Origin of the sequence: Sporolactobacillus sp. CQH2019, assembly GCF_028765345.1 — a bacterium.
Taxonomy (GTDB): domain Bacteria; phylum Bacillota; class Bacilli; order Bacillales; family Sporolactobacillaceae; genus Sporolactobacillus.
In genome coordinates this window covers 102,534-120,766 of the sequence record NZ_JARAJZ010000002.1, presented here as the reverse complement: position 1 = coordinate 120,766, position 18,233 = coordinate 102,534, and the positions used below count along the sequence as shown (strand labels likewise).

The 18,233-nt window shown below is 50.9% G+C and carries 19 protein-coding genes; 15 read left to right on the top strand and 4 right to left on the bottom strand.

The features are described from left to right. Nucleotides 1-368 precede the first annotated feature (368 nt). The gene (locus OYT88_RS03540) at nt 369-530 is read right to left on the bottom strand and encodes a sporulation histidine kinase inhibitor Sda (protein WP_274398297.1); all 162 of its coding nucleotides are present in this window, start codon (nt 528-530) and stop codon (nt 369-371) included. Between the two features lie 659 nt (nt 531-1,189). Here OYT88_RS03540 and OYT88_RS03535 point away from each other — a divergent pair. The 7 genes from OYT88_RS03535 (at nt 1,190) to rsfS (ending at nt 5,551) form a co-directional block, all read left to right on the top strand. Further along, nucleotides 1,190-1,705: a YqeG family HAD IIIA-type phosphatase gene (locus tag OYT88_RS03535; protein WP_274398025.1), complete on the top strand. Its 516-nt coding sequence runs from the start codon at nt 1,190-1,192 to the stop codon at nt 1,703-1,705. A 5-nt stretch (nt 1,706-1,710) separates the two neighbouring features. After that, complete coding sequence (yqeH, locus tag OYT88_RS03530) at nt 1,711-2,811, top strand: ribosome biogenesis GTPase YqeH (RefSeq protein ID WP_274398024.1); 1,101 nt, start codon at nt 1,711-1,713, stop codon at nt 2,809-2,811. A 5-nt stretch (nt 2,812-2,816) separates the two neighbouring features. After that, nucleotides 2,817-3,653: a shikimate dehydrogenase gene (gene aroE, locus OYT88_RS03525; RefSeq protein WP_274398023.1), complete on the top strand. Its 837-nt coding sequence runs from the start codon at nt 2,817-2,819 to the stop codon at nt 3,651-3,653. Nucleotides 3,654-3,730: 77 nt separating this feature from the next. Beyond that, entirely contained in the window at nt 3,731-4,027 is a 297-nt protein-coding gene (gene yhbY / locus OYT88_RS03520; protein WP_274398021.1) for a ribosome assembly RNA-binding protein YhbY, read from the top strand. Between the two features lie 14 nt (nt 4,028-4,041). Further along, nucleotides 4,042-4,620, top strand: coding sequence for a nicotinate-nucleotide adenylyltransferase (locus tag OYT88_RS03515; RefSeq protein WP_274398019.1), 579 nt, complete (start codon nt 4,042-4,044; stop codon nt 4,618-4,620). After that, entirely contained in the window at nt 4,610-5,164 is a 555-nt protein-coding gene (gene yqeK, locus OYT88_RS03510; RefSeq protein ID WP_274398018.1) for a bis(5'-nucleosyl)-tetraphosphatase (symmetrical) YqeK, read from the top strand. Before OYT88_RS03515 ends, yqeK begins: the two co-directional genes overlap by 11 nt. A gap of 33 nt (nt 5,165-5,197) precedes the next feature. Continuing rightward, the gene (gene rsfS, locus OYT88_RS03505) at nt 5,198-5,551 is read left to right on the top strand and encodes a ribosome silencing factor (protein ID WP_274398016.1); all 354 of its coding nucleotides are present in this window, start codon (nt 5,198-5,200) and stop codon (nt 5,549-5,551) included. Nucleotides 5,552-5,715: 164 nt separating this feature from the next. Here the strand turns inward: rsfS and comER are convergent, their stop codons facing one another. Next, a complete protein-coding gene (comER, locus tag OYT88_RS03500; protein WP_274398015.1) occupies nt 5,716-6,543 on the bottom strand; it encodes a late competence protein ComER in 828 nt (275 codons plus the stop codon). Nucleotides 6,544-6,655: 112 nt separating this feature from the next. Here comER and OYT88_RS03495 point away from each other — a divergent pair, with 112 nt between their 5' ends. The 4 genes from OYT88_RS03495 to holA all read left to right on the top strand — a co-directional run bounded on the left by OYT88_RS03495 (nt 6,656) and on the right by holA (nt 11,556). Beyond that, nucleotides 6,656-7,321 carry a helix-hairpin-helix domain-containing protein gene (locus OYT88_RS03495; RefSeq protein WP_274398013.1) on the top strand — a complete coding sequence of 222 codons (666 nt, stop codon included), beginning with the start codon at nt 6,656-6,658 and terminating at the stop codon, nt 7,319-7,321. 69 nt (nt 7,322-7,390) lie between these two features. Further along, nucleotides 7,391-7,969: a ComE operon protein 2 gene (locus tag OYT88_RS03490; protein WP_274398011.1), complete on the top strand. Its 579-nt coding sequence runs from the start codon at nt 7,391-7,393 to the stop codon at nt 7,967-7,969. Continuing rightward, nucleotides 7,969-10,284 (top strand): DNA internalization-related competence protein ComEC/Rec2, encoded by a 2,316-nt coding sequence (locus OYT88_RS03485; RefSeq protein ID WP_274398010.1) that lies wholly within the window; start codon nt 7,969-7,971, stop codon nt 10,282-10,284. The genes OYT88_RS03490 and OYT88_RS03485 overlap by 1 nt, the downstream gene beginning before the upstream one ends. 258 nt (nt 10,285-10,542) lie before the next feature. Next, a complete protein-coding gene (gene holA / locus OYT88_RS03480) occupies nt 10,543-11,556 on the top strand; it encodes a DNA polymerase III subunit delta (RefSeq protein WP_274398009.1) in 1,014 nt (337 codons plus the stop codon). A 97-nt stretch (nt 11,557-11,653) separates the two neighbouring features. On the opposite strand, the gene rpsT is transcribed toward holA, so the two are convergent. Beyond that, nucleotides 11,654-11,920 (bottom strand): 30S ribosomal protein S20, encoded by a 267-nt coding sequence (gene rpsT / locus OYT88_RS03475; protein ID WP_274398008.1) that lies wholly within the window; start codon nt 11,918-11,920, stop codon nt 11,654-11,656. A 219-nt stretch (nt 11,921-12,139) separates the two neighbouring features. Between rpsT and gpr the strand changes: the two genes are divergently transcribed. From gpr to hemW, 4 genes are all read left to right on the top strand, one after another. Further along, on the top strand, nt 12,140-13,219 hold the full coding sequence (gene gpr, locus OYT88_RS03470; RefSeq protein WP_274398007.1) for a GPR endopeptidase: 1,080 nt from the start codon (nt 12,140-12,142) through the stop codon (nt 13,217-13,219). Nucleotides 13,220-13,305: 86 nt separating this feature from the next. Beyond that, nucleotides 13,306-13,677 carry a hypothetical protein gene (locus tag OYT88_RS03465; RefSeq protein ID WP_274398006.1) on the top strand — a complete coding sequence of 124 codons (372 nt, stop codon included), beginning with the start codon at nt 13,306-13,308 and terminating at the stop codon, nt 13,675-13,677. Nucleotides 13,678-13,848: 171 nt separating this feature from the next. After that, nucleotides 13,849-15,672 carry a translation elongation factor 4 gene (lepA, locus tag OYT88_RS03460; RefSeq protein WP_274398004.1) on the top strand — a complete coding sequence of 608 codons (1,824 nt, stop codon included), beginning with the start codon at nt 13,849-13,851 and terminating at the stop codon, nt 15,670-15,672. Between the two features lie 13 nt (nt 15,673-15,685). Further along, nucleotides 15,686-16,813: a radical SAM family heme chaperone HemW gene (gene hemW / locus OYT88_RS03455; protein WP_338000537.1), complete on the top strand. Its 1,128-nt coding sequence runs from the start codon at nt 15,686-15,688 to the stop codon at nt 16,811-16,813. Between the two features lie 81 nt (nt 16,814-16,894). Here the strand turns inward: hemW and OYT88_RS03450 are convergent, their stop codons facing one another. Beyond that, on the bottom strand, nt 16,895-17,458 hold the full coding sequence (locus OYT88_RS03450) for a hypothetical protein (protein ID WP_274398002.1): 564 nt from the start codon (nt 17,456-17,458) through the stop codon (nt 16,895-16,897). Between the last annotated feature and the right edge of the window lie 775 nt (nt 17,459-18,233).

Below are 18,233 nucleotides of genomic sequence, written 5' to 3'. Positions count from 1 at the left end.
TCACTCCTCAAGCGAAGCATGGATTTTCTTTGCTGTCTTTTAGTCTATGGGCTTTCGCCCTGTCCTGTGCCTGTCCTCCCCGTCCGGACCCATGCGTGTATGCAAAAAAATATCTCTCTGATGCGGCAGAGAGCGGTATGCCCTGGACAGGTATGAGCATAGAATAAAAAGAGACGTCCGTTCGGCGCGAGCCGGCCTCTGCCTAAAGCGCCGTCCGGCTGATTGCCGAAGCGGTATTTTATTCGTCCGGAATGATCAGGAAGAGTGCCCGCTTCATGAAACCTTTTTTACGGAGCAGGCGTTCGGAATTTAACAAGACTGTCTGCCGATTCTGGACCGGTCCGGCTATTGATGAAAGCCCGGTTGAATCACTGACGGGATCCGGCGCCGCCATTCATTTGATGCAGGCGTTTCGTCAGTTTTCTTCGTTCCACCTCCTGCTCGATCAACTGTATAAATTCACTGCTTAAATGATATTTCATGGCCTTAACATAAGACTCGATCAGCAGATCATCCGACAGGTTTTCCATTTTTGCCCGTTTCCGGTGGCCACCTCCTGATTTTCTGAAGTGCATCTTTTTCATATTCACTCTATCATGAACATTCATGGGGGACAATCAGCCAACTTATCCACATAATAGGGTGGATAAACTGTGCACGGAGTGTTTATAATTCAAAAAATTGCTGAGGTTTATCAATAAGCGATGTGGACAAGGTTATCCACAAAAAAATGAGGTGTCATGTTTTGTCGAAATATTTCGCTTCTCTTTTGGCTGCAGTCATCTTAACGGCAGAAAAAACTAATATTGATTCTTGACTAGTCACGTTGTACTCTTAAAGTCAATAGATGTTTTATGATAAAGATAATTTAGCGAGCAGCAGGCCTTCAGGCGGAGCCGGGGGCTCAGCGGCCGCGGACGGTCGGGTGCCGAACAGGTTGCGGAACGCGGCGCTTATATTCGGCCGCTTGTACTATAGCCCGCTGAAATTCTATGCTTCTTCTTCTTATAGTATGAAAAAAATTTAAAAGCCCGGTATCCGTTTCCCGGCGGATGTCGTTTTTAAAAACGGAACATATACTTTCGCTTTTTTTCAGGCGCTGAAAAGATTAAAAGCAAAATTTGCTCCGGGACTTGGTAAAACCGGCGACATGTGGGAGAATAAAGTAAGAATATGAGGTGCTGATCTATTGTTAAAAAAATTCCTGCCGGATGAACATGTAGAAAGTATATTGGCTATTCGGCCCGAGGAACTGAAAAAGAGAGGAGTGCGCGGGCTGATTACCGATCTGGACAATACGCTTGTTGCCTGGAATGAATCGCATATGACGCCGGAACTGGTCAAGTGGTTCGCATCTTTTAAAAAAGCGGGCATTTCCGTCATGATTCTGTCGAATAACAATGAGAAACGCGTCAGGACTTTTTCCGAACCTGCGCAGGTCCCTTACATTTTTCGGGCACGAAAACCGTTTGCCAGTGCTTTCAGACGCGCCATGAAAGAGATGAATCTGAGAGAGGACGAACTGGTCGTGGCCGGCGACCAGATTATGACCGATGTCTGGGGCGGAAACCGGATCGGAGCCCACACCATTCTGGTTGTTCCGGTTACTTCAAGCGACGGCTGGGCGACAAAGTTCAGCCGGCAGATGGAGCGGCTCATCCTTTCACTGATGCGCCGGCGGGGCTGGCTGAAATGGGAGGACTAGAGGATATGAGTGACATCTATTGCGCAGGATGCGGCGTAAAAATCCAGACGGAAGATGAGACGGCTCTCGGCTATGCGCCGCCCGCCGCACTGAGGAACGATCCGGTTGTCTGCCGACGCTGTTTCCGGCTGAAGCACTATAACGAAGTGCAGTCTGTTCCGATCGCCGGCGACGATTTTCTGAAAATGCTCTCGCAGATTGCTGAAGTCGACGCTTTAGTTGTTTATCTGGTCGACATTTTTGATTTTTCCGGCAGCTGGGTCCCCGGGATTCAGCGCTTTGTCGGGAAAAATCCGGTTCTGCTTGTCGGAAATAAGCAGGATCTGCTGCCGAAATCGACAAACGCCAACAGGCTGAAGAGCTGGATGAGGCGTTCTGCCAAGGAACTCGGCTTGAAACCTGTCGATGTTCTGCTGATGAGTGCCGAAAAAAATCACGGCATTGATACAGTCCGGCAAAACATGGACTTTTATAGAGACGGAAGAGATGTTTACATTGTCGGATCGACAAATGTCGGTAAATCGACGTTTATCAATCATCTGATTGGAGAGCCGGGCGGCGGAGACAGTGCGATCACTACATCCCGCTTTCCCGGGACGACGCTGAACTTCATCGGAATTCCGCTGAGCGACGGCTGCACGCTGTATGACACGCCAGGTGTGGTGAATCTCAGGCAGATGATTCATTTTGTTGATGCCGGGGACTACCGGCAGGTCATGCCGAATAAAGAAATCAAGCCGAAAGTCTTCCAATTGAATGAAGGCCAGACTCTTTTTCTTGCCGGGCTTGCCCGTGTGGATTATCTGGGAGCCGGGAGGCGTTCATTAATTGTTTACGCCTCAAATGCGCTTGTTATTCATCGGACCAAGCTGGAGAATGCCGAGGATCTGTTCAAACGGCAATACGGGCATCTGCTGGCCCCCCCCAGCCGCCGTGATCAGCTCCCGGTTATGAAACGTTTTGACTTCCGGACCGGGGACCTGAACACGGACATTGTTTTTTCAGGGCTCGGCTGGGTGACAATCAAAGGAAGAGGGGCGCGGCTGTCGGCATTTGCTCCCGAAGGCATCGGCGTGTCCGTCCGTTCTTCAATTATCAAGGGGTAGAAACGATGAGAAAATGGTATGGTGTCATCGGAGACCCGATCGAACAGTCTTTATCGCCGCTCATGCAGGAGTTCTGGTTCGGCCGTGCGGGCCTTGATGTCCACTATGAAGCTTTTCATGTCACAAAAGATAATCTTGCCCGTGCGGTCGCCGGCCTGAAAGCGCTGGGTGCCGGCGGATTCAATGTGACCGTTCCGCATAAATCGGCGATCATTCCGTTTCTGGACGAAACGGACAAAGACGCACGGATCATCGGGGCCGTCAACACGGTCGTCCGGGCAGACGGCCGGCTGATCGGCTATAATACCGACGGAATCGGTTTTTTAAAAAGCGTGGAAACACGCTTCCCTCAGCTCTGTACCGGAAAGCCGTCCGCTTTGATTCTGGGTGCCGGCGGAGCGGCAAAGGCGGTAGCCGTGACGCTGGCGAAAGATATGGCCGGAAGAGTCGACGTCTGCAATCGTACGCTGGCAAAGGCGGCCGTTCTGAGCGAGACATGCGGGAAATTTTGCCTGTCCGAGGCTTTTGGACCCTCTGAAGCCGAGAAGCGGCTCAGACGATACGATATGGTGATCAATTGTACGTCTGTCGGCCTGAATCCGGATACGGACGCGCCGGTGATTGATATCGGCGCTGCGAAGCGGGATACGCTGTTTGCGGATCTGATCTACAAACCGTTCCGGACAGCATTGCTCAGGCGGGCGGAGAGAATGGGCAATCCGGTGCTGAACGGCCTGCCCATGCTTATTTGCCAGGGAGCCTATGCCTTTAAGAAGTGGACGGGCTTCATGCCGGACGTTCCGGGGGCAGAGAAACTGCTTCAGGGACTGTTTTTAAAATGATCAATCGGATCGAAGCGTGAGGCCGGACGGACCGCACGCCTTCGGATCCGGCAATTTAAGACGGAAGGATCGGACGAATGCTTAACAGCAGGCAAAGAAAATTTCTAGAAAAAAAGGCCCATTCGCTGAAGCCGGTTTTTCAAATCGGAAAAGCGGGTCTGCACGAAGCGGTTTTCAGTGAATTGGACGACGTTCTTGAGAAACGCGAACTTATTAAAGTTTCGCTGCTGCAGAATACGACCGAGAATGCCGGAGAAGCGGGCAGGCGGATTGCAGAAAAAACGCATGCCGAACTTGTGCAGATCATCGGTCATACACTGATTTTATACAGGGAATCGAAAGAACATAAACGGATTGAATGTCCGAAAGGATAAGGAAGACCCATTTCATGAGAAGAATCGGATTGTTAGGGGGCACTTTTGATCCGCCCCATCTTGCGCATCTGCTGATCGCGCAGGAAGCTTTGGAGAGATGCGAACTCGATCAGGTCTGGTTCATGCCGAGTTACATTCCGCCGCATAAACAGGGGAAGATCGCACACACGGATGCCGGGTTCCGGGTGGAAATGGTGAAGCGGGCGATTCAGGACAATAACCGTTTCAGATTGTCATTAGTAGAAGTGAACAGAGGCGGCCGTTCTTATACAGTCGACACTTTAAAAGAGCTGACAGGAACCTATCCGGATGACCGTTTTTTCTTTATCCTCGGCGCTGATATGGTCAATGATCTGCCGACGTGGAACGGCATTGACGAGCTTTGCAGGCTGACAACATTTATCGGGTTCCGGCGGCCGGGCTATCGGGCCGGGCACCCGGCAAATGCCGACATTATTTATATAGATATGCCTCAGGTGGACATTTCGTCCAGTTTTCTTCGTGAACGGCTGAAGGCCGGGCTGTCATGCCGGTATTTTTTGCCGGATGCGGTCAAAACATATATTGAGGAGAGAGGACTTTATGAAGATTGAGGAAGCGGAACAGGCAATCAGAAACATTCTGCCGGAAAAACGCTTTGCCCATTCACTGGGTGTTTCAAGAACGGCTGGGAAACTTGCGGAGGCATACGGAGCGGACACGGATAAGGCCAAACTGGCCGGCATGCTTCATGATATCGTTAAATATTTTCCGGATGATCAGTTAAAAAAGATCATTCTGGGCCGGAGCGACATCTCAGATGATTATCTCAACTATTCGGCCAAGCTGTGGCACGCTCCCGCCGGTGCGGCTTATGTCCAGGAACATTACGGAATTGATGACCGTGAAGTTCTGAACGCTATCATCTATCATACAACCGGCAGGAAGGGCATGACGGATCTCGAAAAAATCATTTTTCTCGCGGATTATATTGAGCCGGGCCGCGATTTTCCCGGAGTCGACGAGGTGCGTGCAGCTGCCCGGCACAGCCTGGATGAAGCGGTTTATCAGGAACTGCAGAGAACGATTATTCATCTTCTTGATAAGCGGCAGCGTGTCTATCCGAAAACATTCGAAGCATATAATGATCTTGCCTGACAGAAAGTATGAAAAATACAATGAGGTGACTTAATGAACAGTGAGGAATGGGTAAAATATTTTGCCGAAGTAGCGGATGACAAAAAAGCTCAGGATATTGTCATGCTGAAAATGAAAGGCATTTCAATTGTGGCCGATTATTTTATCATCTGTCACGGCAATTCGGAAAAACAAGTACAGGCTATCTCGATGGCACTGAAAAAGGCAGCAGAAGAAAAAGGGCTCGCCGTGCGCAGGCTTGAGGGTTACGATCAGGCGCGCTGGGTACTTGTTGATCTTGGTGACGTGATCGTGCATGTTTTCCATAAAGACGAGCGCGATTACTACCAGCTGGAAAAATTGTGGGGCGACGCTCCGCTTTATACATTGGAAAAAAAGCCGCTCTGAAGCGGCTTTAAAAATATCTGCGCCACATCCGGCCTTTCTCCGGATAAATGTCCTTCGATCTTTACGGCTGACGATTTCTTCATTTTGTCACATTTGTGGGGAGGATTCCGTGTTTGCCGGGAAGAATAGAGAAAGTGTGTTCTGTTTTTATTTTGCCGCCGCATTCAGTCTGTCTTACTGAAAAACGGATCCACGGCGAGATGATCTTCCAGGAATTTCTTCTGCGTTTCTTCAAAAAGATGCTCAAAAACAGTGCCGCATCCGTGACTGAGCACGTCCAGGCCAACCCCTGTTACCCCGCCTTTAACCGTAACTTTTTTTCTTAATTGTTCCAGTGTGTACGTCTTTTGCTCGAGCAGTTTTCCCAATCCGATAACCATTTCAGTGGTTAATTCCGCGGCTTCTTTTTGGGGAATATGCGTGGATCGGACAGCGCCGTCCACCATTTTTTCAAGCAAAAAAGAGAGAAAGGCCGGACCGCAGCTTGAGATGTCCGAGGCGGCACGGATATTCTCTTCCGCGATCTCGATCGGATGCGAAAAACGTTCAAGAAGATCCCACAGTCTATTCTTCATACGGTCATTCATGCCTGCACCGAACGTGACAAGCGTGCTTCCGGAAAGAGCCCGATTGACAATACTCGGGACGACCCTTGCAACCGGGCAGTCAATCATTGTTTCAAGCTGTCCGACCGCAAGCGGGCTTGTTATCGAAACGGCTGTCTGATCGGCGTTCCAGACGCCGCGGACGGACTGCAGCAAGGGGAAAAACTGAGGCGGCCGGACACAGAGAAAAATAAGGGCTGAATGCCGGATCACTTCGGCCGCGGAATGATGGACTGTCAGCCCCGGATACTTTTCAGTCAGGTTCAGCGCCTTTTTCTCCGTCCGGTTCATTACAGAGATGCTTTTCGCCTTGACCGCTTTACTTTTTATCAGGACGTCAACGATCAGCGAGCCCATGTTTCCGGTTCCGATCACGCCGATCTTCATGATTGCCTCACCTCGATTTGCCGGTATCCCCTGGATTGTATGCCCGGGTGAAACATCATATGTCCCCGGCGGGCGGCACAGAACACGATTCTAAGTGAATGGAAGTGGATCTATGGAGAAATTATGGCGAAAGCACAAAATCGTGCTGTTCGCACTGCTTGCCGCCGCCAGTCTTTCGCTTCTGGTCATGTACCGGTATTATACGGCGAAGTCAGCTTCCGAAACGGCGAAAACAGAATCCATGTTTTCAAAAACCGATCAGAAAAAAACGGCCGAACAACTGTCCGGAACGGCGCAAACTGAAAAAAAGCAATCGTCCGCCGCCGCTGTCGTCGATGTGAAAGGTGCGGTCAGGGCGCCCGGAATTTACCGGATGAATGCTTCCGACCGCGTGGTTGATGCCATACGCAGCGCGGGCGGCCTCACTGAAAAGGCAGACGGCAGCCAAATCAATCTTGCCCGGAAGGTTGCGGATGAGATGGTCGTTTATGTGCCGGAAAAAGGGGAAAAAGAGAGCCCGATTTTAGCGGGCCCGCCCGCCGCCGATTCCGCTGCCGCAGCTTCGGGCGGGTCGGACCGGGAAAAGACGGTGAATATTAATACTGCAGATGAACAGGGTATGCAGGATCTCCCGGGCATCGGTCCGGCAAAAGCGAAGGCGATTGTCGCGTACCGAAATGAGCACGGTCCTTTTAAAACGGTTGATGAACTGACCAATGTCTCGGGCATCGGCGAAAAATCTTTGGAGAAAATCAAACCCTCGGCAACGGTAAATTAATCTTTCTCCGGCTGCAGGTTCTGATACAATGGGGACAGGACACTTTTACTTTTTTAGGGAGGACAAAAGATGAAACGATTATCCTGGGATCAATACTTTATGGCGCAGAGCCATCTGCTGGCGTCGCGCAGCACATGCACGCGCCTGGTCGTCGGTGCGACGATCGTCCGCGACAAACGCATTATTGCGGGCGGGTACAATGGTTCAATATCGGGAGGCGTGCACTGTACCGATGAAGGATGCTACGTGATTGACGGCCACTGCGTCAGAACGATACATGCCGAGATGAACGCCATCCTGCAATGTGCGAAGTTCGGCGAACCGACTGAGGGCGCAGAGATTTACATCACACATTTTCCCTGCATCCAGTGCACGAAAGCAATCATTCAGGCAGGGATCCGGAGTGTTTATTATGCGAATGACTACAAGAATCATCCCTATGCGGAAGAACTCTTTAAAACGGCGAAAGTAGCCGTCAAAAAAGTTCCTTTTGACAATATTTTTGACGGAAGAGAGCAGGACATTTCCGGAAAGCAGCTGGCCTATATTGCATCGCTTTTTAAAAAGCTGGAAGAGTCCGGCATGGAAAAAGAAGAGCTGCATCGTTTGTATGATCAGGCGGAGCAGCTGTTTGCCCGCGGTATGTAATGCCGTTCGCAGGAAAATGGCATCTTCTTGCGCTGTGCGCCTGTCTTTCGGCCTGGGCGGCAGCGGAGCGGTCCGCCGTCCCGCTTCTCCTGCTCGTTGCATACGGGATTTATCTGATTTTCGGGAGACATTTCCGGATGCTGGCGGCTTTTGCGGTGCTGTTTCTGATTATCGGTGCCGATGTTTTCTTTTTTCGGACAGACCGGACCGTTTTATCGGAGAAACAGTCAGTCTTTGAAGGGACAGTGGAAAACAGTCCTGTTTTTGATGGGAATCAGTTAAGCTTCATGCTGAAGACGTCTTCGGGCGAAGTGGTGCAGACCTTTGTGAAGCTGCCTTCGGAAGAAGTGAAGAATAAACTGAAACGATCGATCCGGCCGGGAGCGGGGTGCCGGCTGTCCGGCCGGCTTGAACGCCCCGCGGCGCCTTCGAATTTTCATGCCTTCGACAATCGCCGATATCTTGCGTTTCGCCATGTCTATTGGATACTTAAAGCCAACGGACCCCCGCTCTGCCGGGACGGGCCTGTTTCTCCGGTCAATCGTCTGAAACGTTTCCGCCAGGATCAGATCGACCGGGTCAATGCTCTGTTCTCCCCTGCGAGCGCTGAAATGATCGATGCACTCGTTTTCGGCGACGACAGCGGTTTTAATCCGGAACTTGCCGATGCATACCGGCTTTTCGGTCTTGTCCACCTGCTGGTCGTTTCCGGCATGCACGTAGCCGTCATTTTCGGCTGCCTCTTTTTCATTGCCCGGCGTCTCGGCATGATCAGGGAGCATATCGTCATCCTGTTTCTGCTGCTTGTCCCGGTGTATGTTATCTTAACCGGGGCCGAGCCGTCGATCGTTCGCTCCGGGCTGACGGCCTGTCTGTTTTTCCTGTCTGATCTTTTTAAGAAGCGCCGGCTGAAGGCTGCCGATGTAATCGGCGGCGCCTGCCTGATCATGGTTGTCGGGGATCCGAATGTTGTCTTTGATCTTGGTTTTCAATTATCCTTTGCCGCAACATTTGCGATTTTGATTACCGGACCGCAGATTCTGGAAAGGTACCGGTCACCGCTGATCCGAATCGCCGTTTTATCGATCGTCAGTGAACTAGCCGTTTTTCCGATGGTTATTTTCAGCTTTTATCAGCTTCCCCTGATCAATTTTTTTCTCAGTATGTTTTTTGTCCCTTTTCTGACGTTTGTCATTCTTCCTCTCTCGGCAGGCGCTTACCTCGTCAGCATTCTCTCTCCCTTTTCAGCGGATTTTATGCCCTTTGTTATCGATTCGTTCCTCACTTTTCCGCATCAGGCGCTTCTGTTTCTGTACAGGCATCCGGTTCTGCAGCTGAATTACGGTGCGCTGTCTCCCTGGCTTCTTTCGTCAGCTATTGTGATTATTTTTACTGTTCTTCTGATCTGGGAGCGGTTCAGCGCCTCATGGACGCTGCCGCTTCTCATTGCCCCGTTTTTTCTGATTTACGCGCTCGTTGTCTTATCCGACTGGCTCAGCCCCTACGGTTCGGTTACGTTCCTCGATGTCGGCCAGGGAGACAGCATTCTGATCCGGCTGCCGCATCGGCAGGGGAATATACTGATTGACAGCGGCGGCTCGCTGCCCTATTTTCAGAAAAACTGGGAGAAGCGGAGAAGACCTTTTGAAGTAGGCAGAGACGTTGTTCTTCATGAATTGAGGGCGATGGGGGTCGGATCGCTGGATGCTGTTGTCATGACGCACAGCGATTATGATCACATCGGCGGTATGAAAAGCATCGTCGGTCAGCTGCCGATTAAAAGGCTTGTCATCAGCCCGTATTTCGACCCGGATCCGGCGGATATCGAGCTGTTCAGGAAAGCCGCCGGTACCGGAAGTGAAATCGATGAATTAAAATCAGGGGACAGGCTGAACATCGGAGGTACTGTCTTTTATGTGCTTTCGCCGGCCGGACGTTTGAACAGAAATGACGATTCGCTTGTGCTTCAGTCGACGCTCGGAGGGAAAAGCTGGATTTTTACGGGAGATCTGGGAAGCGACGGCGAACGAAGACTGATTGCCCACTATCCGGCCGTTCGGGCGGATGTGCTGAAACTCGGCCATCACGGCAGCCGGACCTCGAGTTCCGAAAACTGGCTGAACCAATTAAATCCGTCCATAGCTATTATTTCCGCCGGCAAAAATAACCGTTACGACCATCCTCACCAGGAAGTGCTGGACCGCCTGCAGGCGCATCGTATAGCGGCGATGAGAACGGACCGTTCGGGTGCGCTCCAGTTTCTGTTTACCAAATCGCGGATTGTCCGGATTCGAACGGCTGTCGTTCAGGAGTGATCAGAGGCATATTTTTTCCAGCATTTTGCGGGTGCTGACAAGTGTTGTCACCCATACTTTGCCTGCACATAGGATAACATAGAGAGAGAAACAGAACATCGTCTGTCCCGCGCTGTCCTAGGCTCTGCGAGACAAACGTTCATATATAAATCAGGGATCGGCCGCAAAAGCCGGTCTCTTTTCTCTTGTCAACCGTCTTTTCGGACTGTAAAGTAAACGGTATAAGGGGGGCGAAAGAAACTGGCACAGATCAAACAAATGGATTTGTCGGTCCGGAGACCGCTGGCGCCCGTCTACCTGCTTTACGGAACCCAGGATTATCTGCTCCGGCTGGTCAAAAGAAATATTATCCGGGAAGCATTGCCCGCTGAATCGCGCGATTTTAATTTTTCCAGTTATGATATGCTGGAAGTTCCGGTCGAATCCGCTCTCGAAGATGCGGAGACCGTTCCGTTCATGGGCGAAAAAAGAGTCGTGCTGATCGAGAATCCGTTTTTTCTGACCGCAGAAAGAGCGAGAACAAAAGTCGACCACAATCTGCGACGGTTTGAGCAGTATATTGAAAAGCCTTCTCCCGATACGGTTCTGCTGATTGAAGCCCATTATGAGAAACTGGACAAACGCAAGAAACTGGTCAAAACTCTGGAAAAAACGGCCCATGTATACGAGCTGTCCAGACTTTCGGACGCGACACTTTATGCGCTTCTGGAAAAAATTGCGGCCCGGCACGGATCTGTTTATACAAAAGAAGGGCATGAACAGCTGCTCTCGTCAGTCGGCCCGCATCTGACACAACTGGCGAATGAAGTTGAAAAATGTGCCCTGTATTGCGGTGAAAACAGGACGATCGATCGCGACGCCGTGCTGGAAATCGGTTCGCGTTCGCTTGAAACCAATGTTTTTCTGTTGGTCAATAAAGTGATGCAGAAAAAAACGGCGGATGCGCTTCACCTGCTCCACGAGCTGGTGAGTATGAAAGAAGAACCGCTCAAACTGCTCGCTCTGCTCGAACGGCAGTTCCGCATCGTCTATCAAGTGGCCTGCTACCGCGATGCCGGATATACTCAGAAGAATATTGCCGGAAAAATCGGGGTGCACCCCTATGCGGTAAAGCTTGCCGCTGATCAGTCGCGCCTATACAGTGCCGACATGCTGAAAACGGCTCTCGAGAAGTGTGCGGAGGCCGATTACCGGATCAAAACAGGGGGCATGGACAAACTGCTTGCCCTGGAACTGCTGATCCACCGTATCGCGTCGGCAGCTTCTGCGTAAAGAATGCCGGCTTCTCTCTGTTCCCGATACCGTTTATTTCTGATTATTTTTTTATAAAAAAATGGGGCCGCGATTTCGCGGCCCCTTCTTTTTAAATTCAGGCGTTCAGTTCATTCAGTTTCTTGGACAGTCTCGATTTTTCATGAGCTGCTTTGTTTTTGTGAATCAAGCCCTTCGAAGCCGCCTTGTCGACCTTTTTAGTAGCGGCAATAAAAGCTTCTTTTGCCGATTCAACATCTTTTTCTTCTGCTTTTGCGTTAAACGACTTGATCGCCGTCCGCATGGCGGATTTAAACTGCATATTGTGCTGACGATTGGCTTCGCTCTTCTTAACGCGCTTAATGGCTGATTTAATATTTGGCATCGCGTTCACCTCCAAAGCCTGGATTTCCGGTCAATCATAATCAAATGGCTGCAGAAACAGTGCCGAAACGAAATCTGCATCCATGTTTCGCTGAGATTATTTCTGACAAAGTGTATTGTATCAAAGCCGCACCGCTTTTGCAACGATGAATGAAAAATGCCGTGATCGGCCATCCTTTTTAAATAGAAGCATCCACACGGAGTGACGGAGGAATGTTATATGGAAAAATTGGATCTGCACGCCTACGGTGTTCGCACCGACCTGGCGATTGAGGCCGACGGCAAAAAATCGCTGATCAATCACGGCGTCACGGTTGAAGAAAAAGACGAGGACGGAATTAAAGTCACAAAAATGATGATAAAGCAGGAGGCGGCGGCGAGAATGAATAAGAAGCCGGGTGCCTATCTGACTTTTGAAGCCAAAGCGCTCCGTACTGGGGACACGGAAATAGAGGAAAAAACAGAAAAACTATTTGCCGGGTATTTCGCGCAGTTTCTCAAGGATCTGAATATCTCTGAAGAAGCCGAATGCCTGGTTGTCGGACTGGGCAACTGGAAGGTAACGCCGGATTCACTGGGACCAAGCGTCGTCGGGAACATCCTGGTCACGAAACATCTGTTCAATCTGCAGCCTGAAAACGTTCAGAAAGGCTATCGTCCGGTAAGCGCGATTACGCCGGGTGTTATGGGTCTGACCGGTATTGAGACAAGCGATATCATTCTGGGCGTGATCGACCGGTCGAAACCTGATTTTCTGATTGCCGTCGATGCGCTCGCTTCACGGTCGATAGAAAGGGTCAATACGACCATCCAGGTTTCGGACAGCGGCATTCATCCGGGATCGGGCATTGGCAACAACCGGAAAGAACTCAGCAGAAAAACGCTGGGGATTCCGGTGATTGCGGTCGGTGTGCCGACCGTAGTCGACGCGGTAACGATCACGAGCGATGTTCTCGATCTTCTGCTCAGGCATCTCGGACATGAGATGGGCGAAACGGAGCCTTCAAGCGCGCTCGTCCCTTCGTGGCTCCCGTTCGGTGAAAAAGTGGATTACACAAAACTGGCGCTTCCAAGCAAGGAAAAAAGGGCGGCGTTTCTCGGCCTGGTCGGCACGCTGGATGAAGATGAGAAAGCTCAGCTGATCGAGGAAGCACTGGGTGCCTCCGGAACCCAGCTGATGGTCACGCCGAAGGAAGTCGACTTTTTTATTGAGAAAATGGGCAATGTTCTGGCCGGCGGTCTGAATGCCGCCCTGCACAGGCAAGTGAACCAGGAGAATTTCGGGCATTTCACACACTAAGCGTCATAGAATTAATTGGGACGCATAAAATTCTGTATAAACAAGGCGACAGGCGGACAAGCCTTATCGACGGGCAGAGGAGAGCGATGAGTGTGAAACGGATCGTCATCGAAATGCTGGTTATTTTCTCAGTCCTGATGCTCTGCGTCCTCTACGGAGCGGTTACAGTCAGAGATGCGCAAAGCATCAATACGCAAACAAACGTTCAAACGGGAAACAGCCGAAGCACGGCCGCTCAGCCGGGCGCCAGTTCTTCCTCCGGATTGCATCCGGCGGCAGCCGGCGGGACGGCTCAGACAACGGCTGGACAAAATACGTCTATTAAATCGCCTCGTTCCGGATCGGCAGCGGTAAAAAATACGGGTGAAGCTTTTTCAAATAAAGTTTCCCGACTTTTTCTCTGGGGCGTGGGCCAGGTAGCCGGAATGGTCAGGGGAGTGATTCAAGGTTCCGGCTGAATTTCTCCGCAGATCGATTCCTTCCACGCCTGTTCTTTGCTTTATTGCCGGCATTTAAACAGATGGATCGAACCGGAATCTCTTCGTTCCGGCTTTTTCCGCGTTGAAACGGTCTGGTCCGATTGCTATAATCGAACGTAAGCAAGGTGTTTTGGAGCAGGAGGAACGCAGATGGCAGAAAATAGAAACAGCCGGCAGTCACACATCCGTAATTTTTCAATCATCGCCCATATCGATCACGGCAAGTCGACGCTTGCCGACCGGATACTGGAAGCGACACAGGCGCTGACCCAACGGGAGATGAAGGAGCAGACGCTGGACGCGATGGACCTGGAAAGAGAACGCGGAATTACAATCAAGCTGAATGCCGTTGAACTGACTTATAAAGCGCCGAACGGCGAAACCTATATTTTTCACCTGATCGACACGCCGGGGCACGTCGATTTTTCTTATGAAGTCTCCCGGAGTCTGGCGGCGTGCGAAGGCGCCCTGCTTGTCGTTGATGCCGCCCAGGGCGTTCAGGCTCAGACGCTGGCGAATGTTTATCTGGCTTTGGAAAATAATCTCGAAATTATTCCGGTCATAAATAAGATTGATTTGCCAAATGCCGATCCCGGCCGGGTAAAAAAGGAAATTGAAGATGTCATCGGTCTTGATGCCTCGGAAGCAGTTCTGGCTTCGGCGAAGACGGGCATCGGCACCGACGCGGTTCTGAAACAGATTATCGAAAAAATTCCGGCGCCGCAGGGAGATCCGGACGCTCGTCTCCGTGCGCTTGTTTTCGATTCGTTATACGATTCCTATAGAGGCGTCGTTGTTTATGTCCGGATTGTGGACGGAACAGTCAAAGTCGGCGACAGAATCCGGATGATGGCGAACGGAAAAACGTTCGAAGTCACCGAGGTGGGCGTGTCCACGCCGAAAATCGAGACAAGGGATCAGCTGTCGGTCGGGGATGTCGGCTTTCTGACGGCTTCGATCAAATCGGTTCACGATACGCGTGTGGGCGACACGGTCACCGATGCGGAACGCCCGGCCACCAAACCGCTTCCGGGCTACCGGCGGATGAACCCGATGGTCTACTGCGGACTCTATCCGATCGATACCGCGCGATACAACGACCTCCGCGAGGCGCTCGGACGCCTCGAGCTGAATGATGCGGCGCTTCAGTATGAACCGGAAACATCCGAGGCGCTCGGCTTCGGGTTCCGCTGCGGTTTTCTCGGATTGCTTCACATGGATATTGTTCAGGAGCGTCTCGAACGGGAATTTAATATCGATCTGATCGCTACCGCTCCCAGCGTAATCTATCAGGTCGTGCTGACCGACGGATCGACGGTCCGCGTCGGCAATCCATCGGAAATGCCCGAACGGAAATTCATCGCTGAAGTGAAAGAACCTTTCGTCCGGGCGACAATCATGACACCGAATGATTACGTCGGCGCCATCATGGAACTGTGTCAGAAAAAACGCGGCGAATTTAAGAATATGGAATATCTGGATGAGAACCGTACCAATGTCATTTACGACTTGCCGCTTTCCGAGATTATGTATGATTTTTTCGACTCACTGAAATCCAGCACGAGAGGCTATGCATCGCTTGATTACGAGATGAACGGTTACAGGTCCGGCGATCTGGTCAAAATGGATATTCTTCTGAACGGGGAAAAAGTGGACGCGCTTTCCGTCATTGTTCACAAAGAATTTGCTTTTGACCGCGGTAAGGCAATTGTCGAAAAACTGAAGGAACTGATTCCGCGCCAGCAATTCGAAGTGCCGATTCAGGCGGCGATCGGCCAGAAAGTCATCGCCCGTTCAACGATAAAAGCGCTCCGCAAGAATGTGCTGGCCAAATGTTACGGCGGCGACGTTTCCAGAAAACGCAAATTGCTGGAGAAGCAGAAAGAAGGCAAAAAGCGGATGAAGGCAGTCGGAAACGTCGAGGTGCCTCAGGAAGCGTTCATGGCGGTGTTCAAAATGAGCCAGGATGATTAAGGGGGGCATGCAGGTGGCACGAGGCGCATATATCCACATTCCCTTTTGCGATCACATCTGTTTCTATTGTGATTTTAACAAGGTATTTATTAAAAACCAGCCTGTTGACGAGTATCTTCTGGCGCTGGATCGGGAAATGGCCTATTATGCATCGATGGGTCCGGCAAAAACAATCTACATCGGGGGCGGGACTCCTACGGCGCTGAGTGATGCACAATTTGAGCGCATGCTGGACAGCGTGAGCAGGCATTTCATGCACCCGGAAATTGAGGAATTTACTGTAGAGGCCAATCCGGAGAGCCTGAACCATGCGAAACTGCGCCTGATGAAAAAATACGGAGTGACGCGCCTGAGCATCGGTATCCAGTCTTTTGATGACCGGCTTCTGAGAACGATTGGCCGCGCTCACGGATCGGAAGATGCCAAAGAAGCGGTCGGGCAGGCTTTAAACTCCGGTTTTCATAACGTGACTCTAGATCTCATGTTCGCACTTCCCGGGCAGACAGAAACCTCGCTGCAAGAATCGCTTGAGGCCGCAGTCGCGCTCGGAACGCCGCACGTTTCGATTTATTCACTGCAGATCGAGCCGAAAACAATCTTTTTCAATCGGATGAGAAGCGGCAAATTAAGACTTCCCGGCGAAGACATCGAAGCAGACATGTACGGCCGGATTATTTTTGAGCTCGAAAAGCACGGCCTGCATCAATATGAGATCAGTAATTTTGCAAAGCCCGGGTTTGAAGGCGTGCATAATTCGCTCTACTGGCATAACGAAGAGTATTACGGAATCGGGGCGGGCGCCCATGGTTACATTGACGGCAGAAGGTACGCCAACGCCGGACCGATTAAAAGATATATCGCTTCGGTTGCTGAACGCGGTTATTCGGAAGCCTTGTCTCATGAGGTCACAAGCCGTGAAAAAATGGAGGAAGAAATGTTCCTCGGCCTTCGCCTTCTGAAAGGTGTCAATAAAAAACAATTCCGGGAAAAAACAGGCCGTCCGATCGAAAGTATTTACAGCGAACCGATCGAGCGCCTGAAAGCACAGGGATTGTTGAAGGAAAACGGAGAACGGGTAGCTCTGACAAGAAGGGGCGTTTTTCTGGGGAACAACGTCTTTGAGGCATTTTTGCTGTCTTAAGCGCCACGCCGATAAATACAAATGAAATTGTTTATGCGGAAGGACACGAATCAGCAGTCTCCCATTAAATAAAATCAGCGGTCATTCAAAAAAGGCTGTTTGCCAGGCAGCCATTCCACGATTGATCATTGATTTGATGAAGCCCTTTACTGCTCCGTAAATGAACGACTGCATGGCAGACGGATACTGACTGCGCAACAGTCCGATCGGATTTCTCAATGGGCAGGTCGCACCGAAATGCTGGGGGAGTCGCACCGAAACGTGGGAAAGCTGCACCGAAATAGGAGAAAGTCGCACCGAATCGGGCAGACGCACCGAATTGGTCAGAGCTCGCACCGAAACGTGGGAAAGCTGCACCGAATCCCGAATAAGCTGCACCGAATCGGGCAGAACTTGCACCGAAATTTGAAGCCACACCGAATCGCTGGAATGTCGCATCGAAACGTGGAAAAGCTGCACCGAAACACCGGAATGTCGCACCGAATTGGTCAGAACTCGCACCGAAATGCAAAAAAGCTGCACCGAAACACGGAATGTCGCACCGAATAGAGGCAGACGCACCGAAACAGGAAAGAGCCGCACCGAAATGCAGAAAGGACGCACCGAAACGCCGGAATGTTGCACCGAATCGCTGGAATGTCGCACCGAATCAGGCAGAACTCGCACCGAAATGCAAAAAAGCTGCACCGAAACGTCGGAATGTCGCACCGAATAAGGGCAGACGCACCGAATTGGTCAGAACTCGCACCGAAATAGGAGAAAGTCGCACCGAATCAGGCAGAACTCGCACCGAAATGCAAAAAAGCTGCACCGAAACGTCGGAATGTCGCACCGAATAAGGGCAGACGCACCGAATTGGTCAGAACTCGCACCGAAACCGGAATGCCGCACCGAATCAGGCAGAACTCGCACCGAAACGTTAACGGCCCTGTTTGTCGATTTTATGCACCGTCCGATGCTTATGTGCAGCGTCATTCGTCCTGGTAAAGATTTCCTGTCCGGCAATCAATTTTTTGCAAATAAAAAATGGTGCGGGAATCGAACAAATGCTCATGAAACGGCTGACGGCAGTGACCTCTCTTCCTGAAGGGTAAGAGGTCATTTTTACTATGGCATCGCATTTAGACATTAAACGGCGCAAATTCGGAAAATGATGCTTCCGTATCCTGGTGCAGCCGTCTCTGGGCCCGGGCAATGAGGAACTTTACCGATGAGGAACTTTCCCATTGACCGTTTACCGGCTGCGCGGACAGCAACTGGATGATCGGCGCATGAACAAACGGAGTCATCCAGTTAAAAAAATAGCATTGGCTCCTCCATCGCCAATACTTGTGACGGCCACATGTACCATCCACTCTAACTTTATTTTAAATCACGTACATTAAAAACAGTTTAATGCCGGGTTAAGAAATAATGATTT

Excerpts from the sequence above, each read along its gene's own strand:
- OYT88_RS03540 (WP_274398297.1), bottom strand. The coding sequence starts at position 530 with ATGGAAAACCTGTCGGATGATCTGCTGATCGAGTCTTATGTTAAGGCC.
- yqeH (WP_274398024.1), top strand. The coding sequence starts at position 1,711 with ATGAGTGACATCTATTGCGCAGGATGCGGCGTAAAAATCCAGACGGAA.
- aroE (WP_274398023.1), top strand. The coding sequence starts at position 2,817 with ATGAGAAAATGGTATGGTGTCATCGGAGACCCGATCGAACAGTCTTTA.
- yhbY (WP_274398021.1), top strand. The coding sequence starts at position 3,731 with ATGCTTAACAGCAGGCAAAGAAAATTTCTAGAAAAAAAGGCCCATTCG.
- OYT88_RS03515 (WP_274398019.1), top strand. The coding sequence starts at position 4,042 with ATGAGAAGAATCGGATTGTTAGGGGGCACTTTTGATCCGCCCCATCTT.
- yqeK (WP_274398018.1), top strand. The coding sequence starts at position 4,610 with ATGAAGATTGAGGAAGCGGAACAGGCAATCAGAAACATTCTGCCGGAA.
- rsfS (WP_274398016.1), top strand. The coding sequence starts at position 5,198 with ATGAACAGTGAGGAATGGGTAAAATATTTTGCCGAAGTAGCGGATGAC.
- comER (WP_274398015.1), bottom strand. The coding sequence starts at position 6,543 with ATGAAGATCGGCGTGATCGGAACCGGAAACATGGGCTCGCTGATCGTT.
- OYT88_RS03495 (WP_274398013.1), top strand. The coding sequence starts at position 6,656 with ATGGAGAAATTATGGCGAAAGCACAAAATCGTGCTGTTCGCACTGCTT.
- OYT88_RS03490 (WP_274398011.1), top strand. The coding sequence starts at position 7,391 with ATGAAACGATTATCCTGGGATCAATACTTTATGGCGCAGAGCCATCTG.
- OYT88_RS03485 (WP_274398010.1), top strand. The coding sequence starts at position 7,969 with ATGCCGTTCGCAGGAAAATGGCATCTTCTTGCGCTGTGCGCCTGTCTT.
- holA (WP_274398009.1), top strand. The coding sequence starts at position 10,543 with ATGGATTTGTCGGTCCGGAGACCGCTGGCGCCCGTCTACCTGCTTTAC.
- rpsT (WP_274398008.1), bottom strand. The coding sequence starts at position 11,920 with ATGCCAAATATTAAATCAGCCATTAAGCGCGTTAAGAAGAGCGAAGCC.
- gpr (WP_274398007.1), top strand. The coding sequence starts at position 12,140 with ATGGAAAAATTGGATCTGCACGCCTACGGTGTTCGCACCGACCTGGCG.
- OYT88_RS03465 (WP_274398006.1), top strand. The coding sequence starts at position 13,306 with ATGAGTGTGAAACGGATCGTCATCGAAATGCTGGTTATTTTCTCAGTC.
- lepA (WP_274398004.1), top strand. The coding sequence starts at position 13,849 with ATGGCAGAAAATAGAAACAGCCGGCAGTCACACATCCGTAATTTTTCA.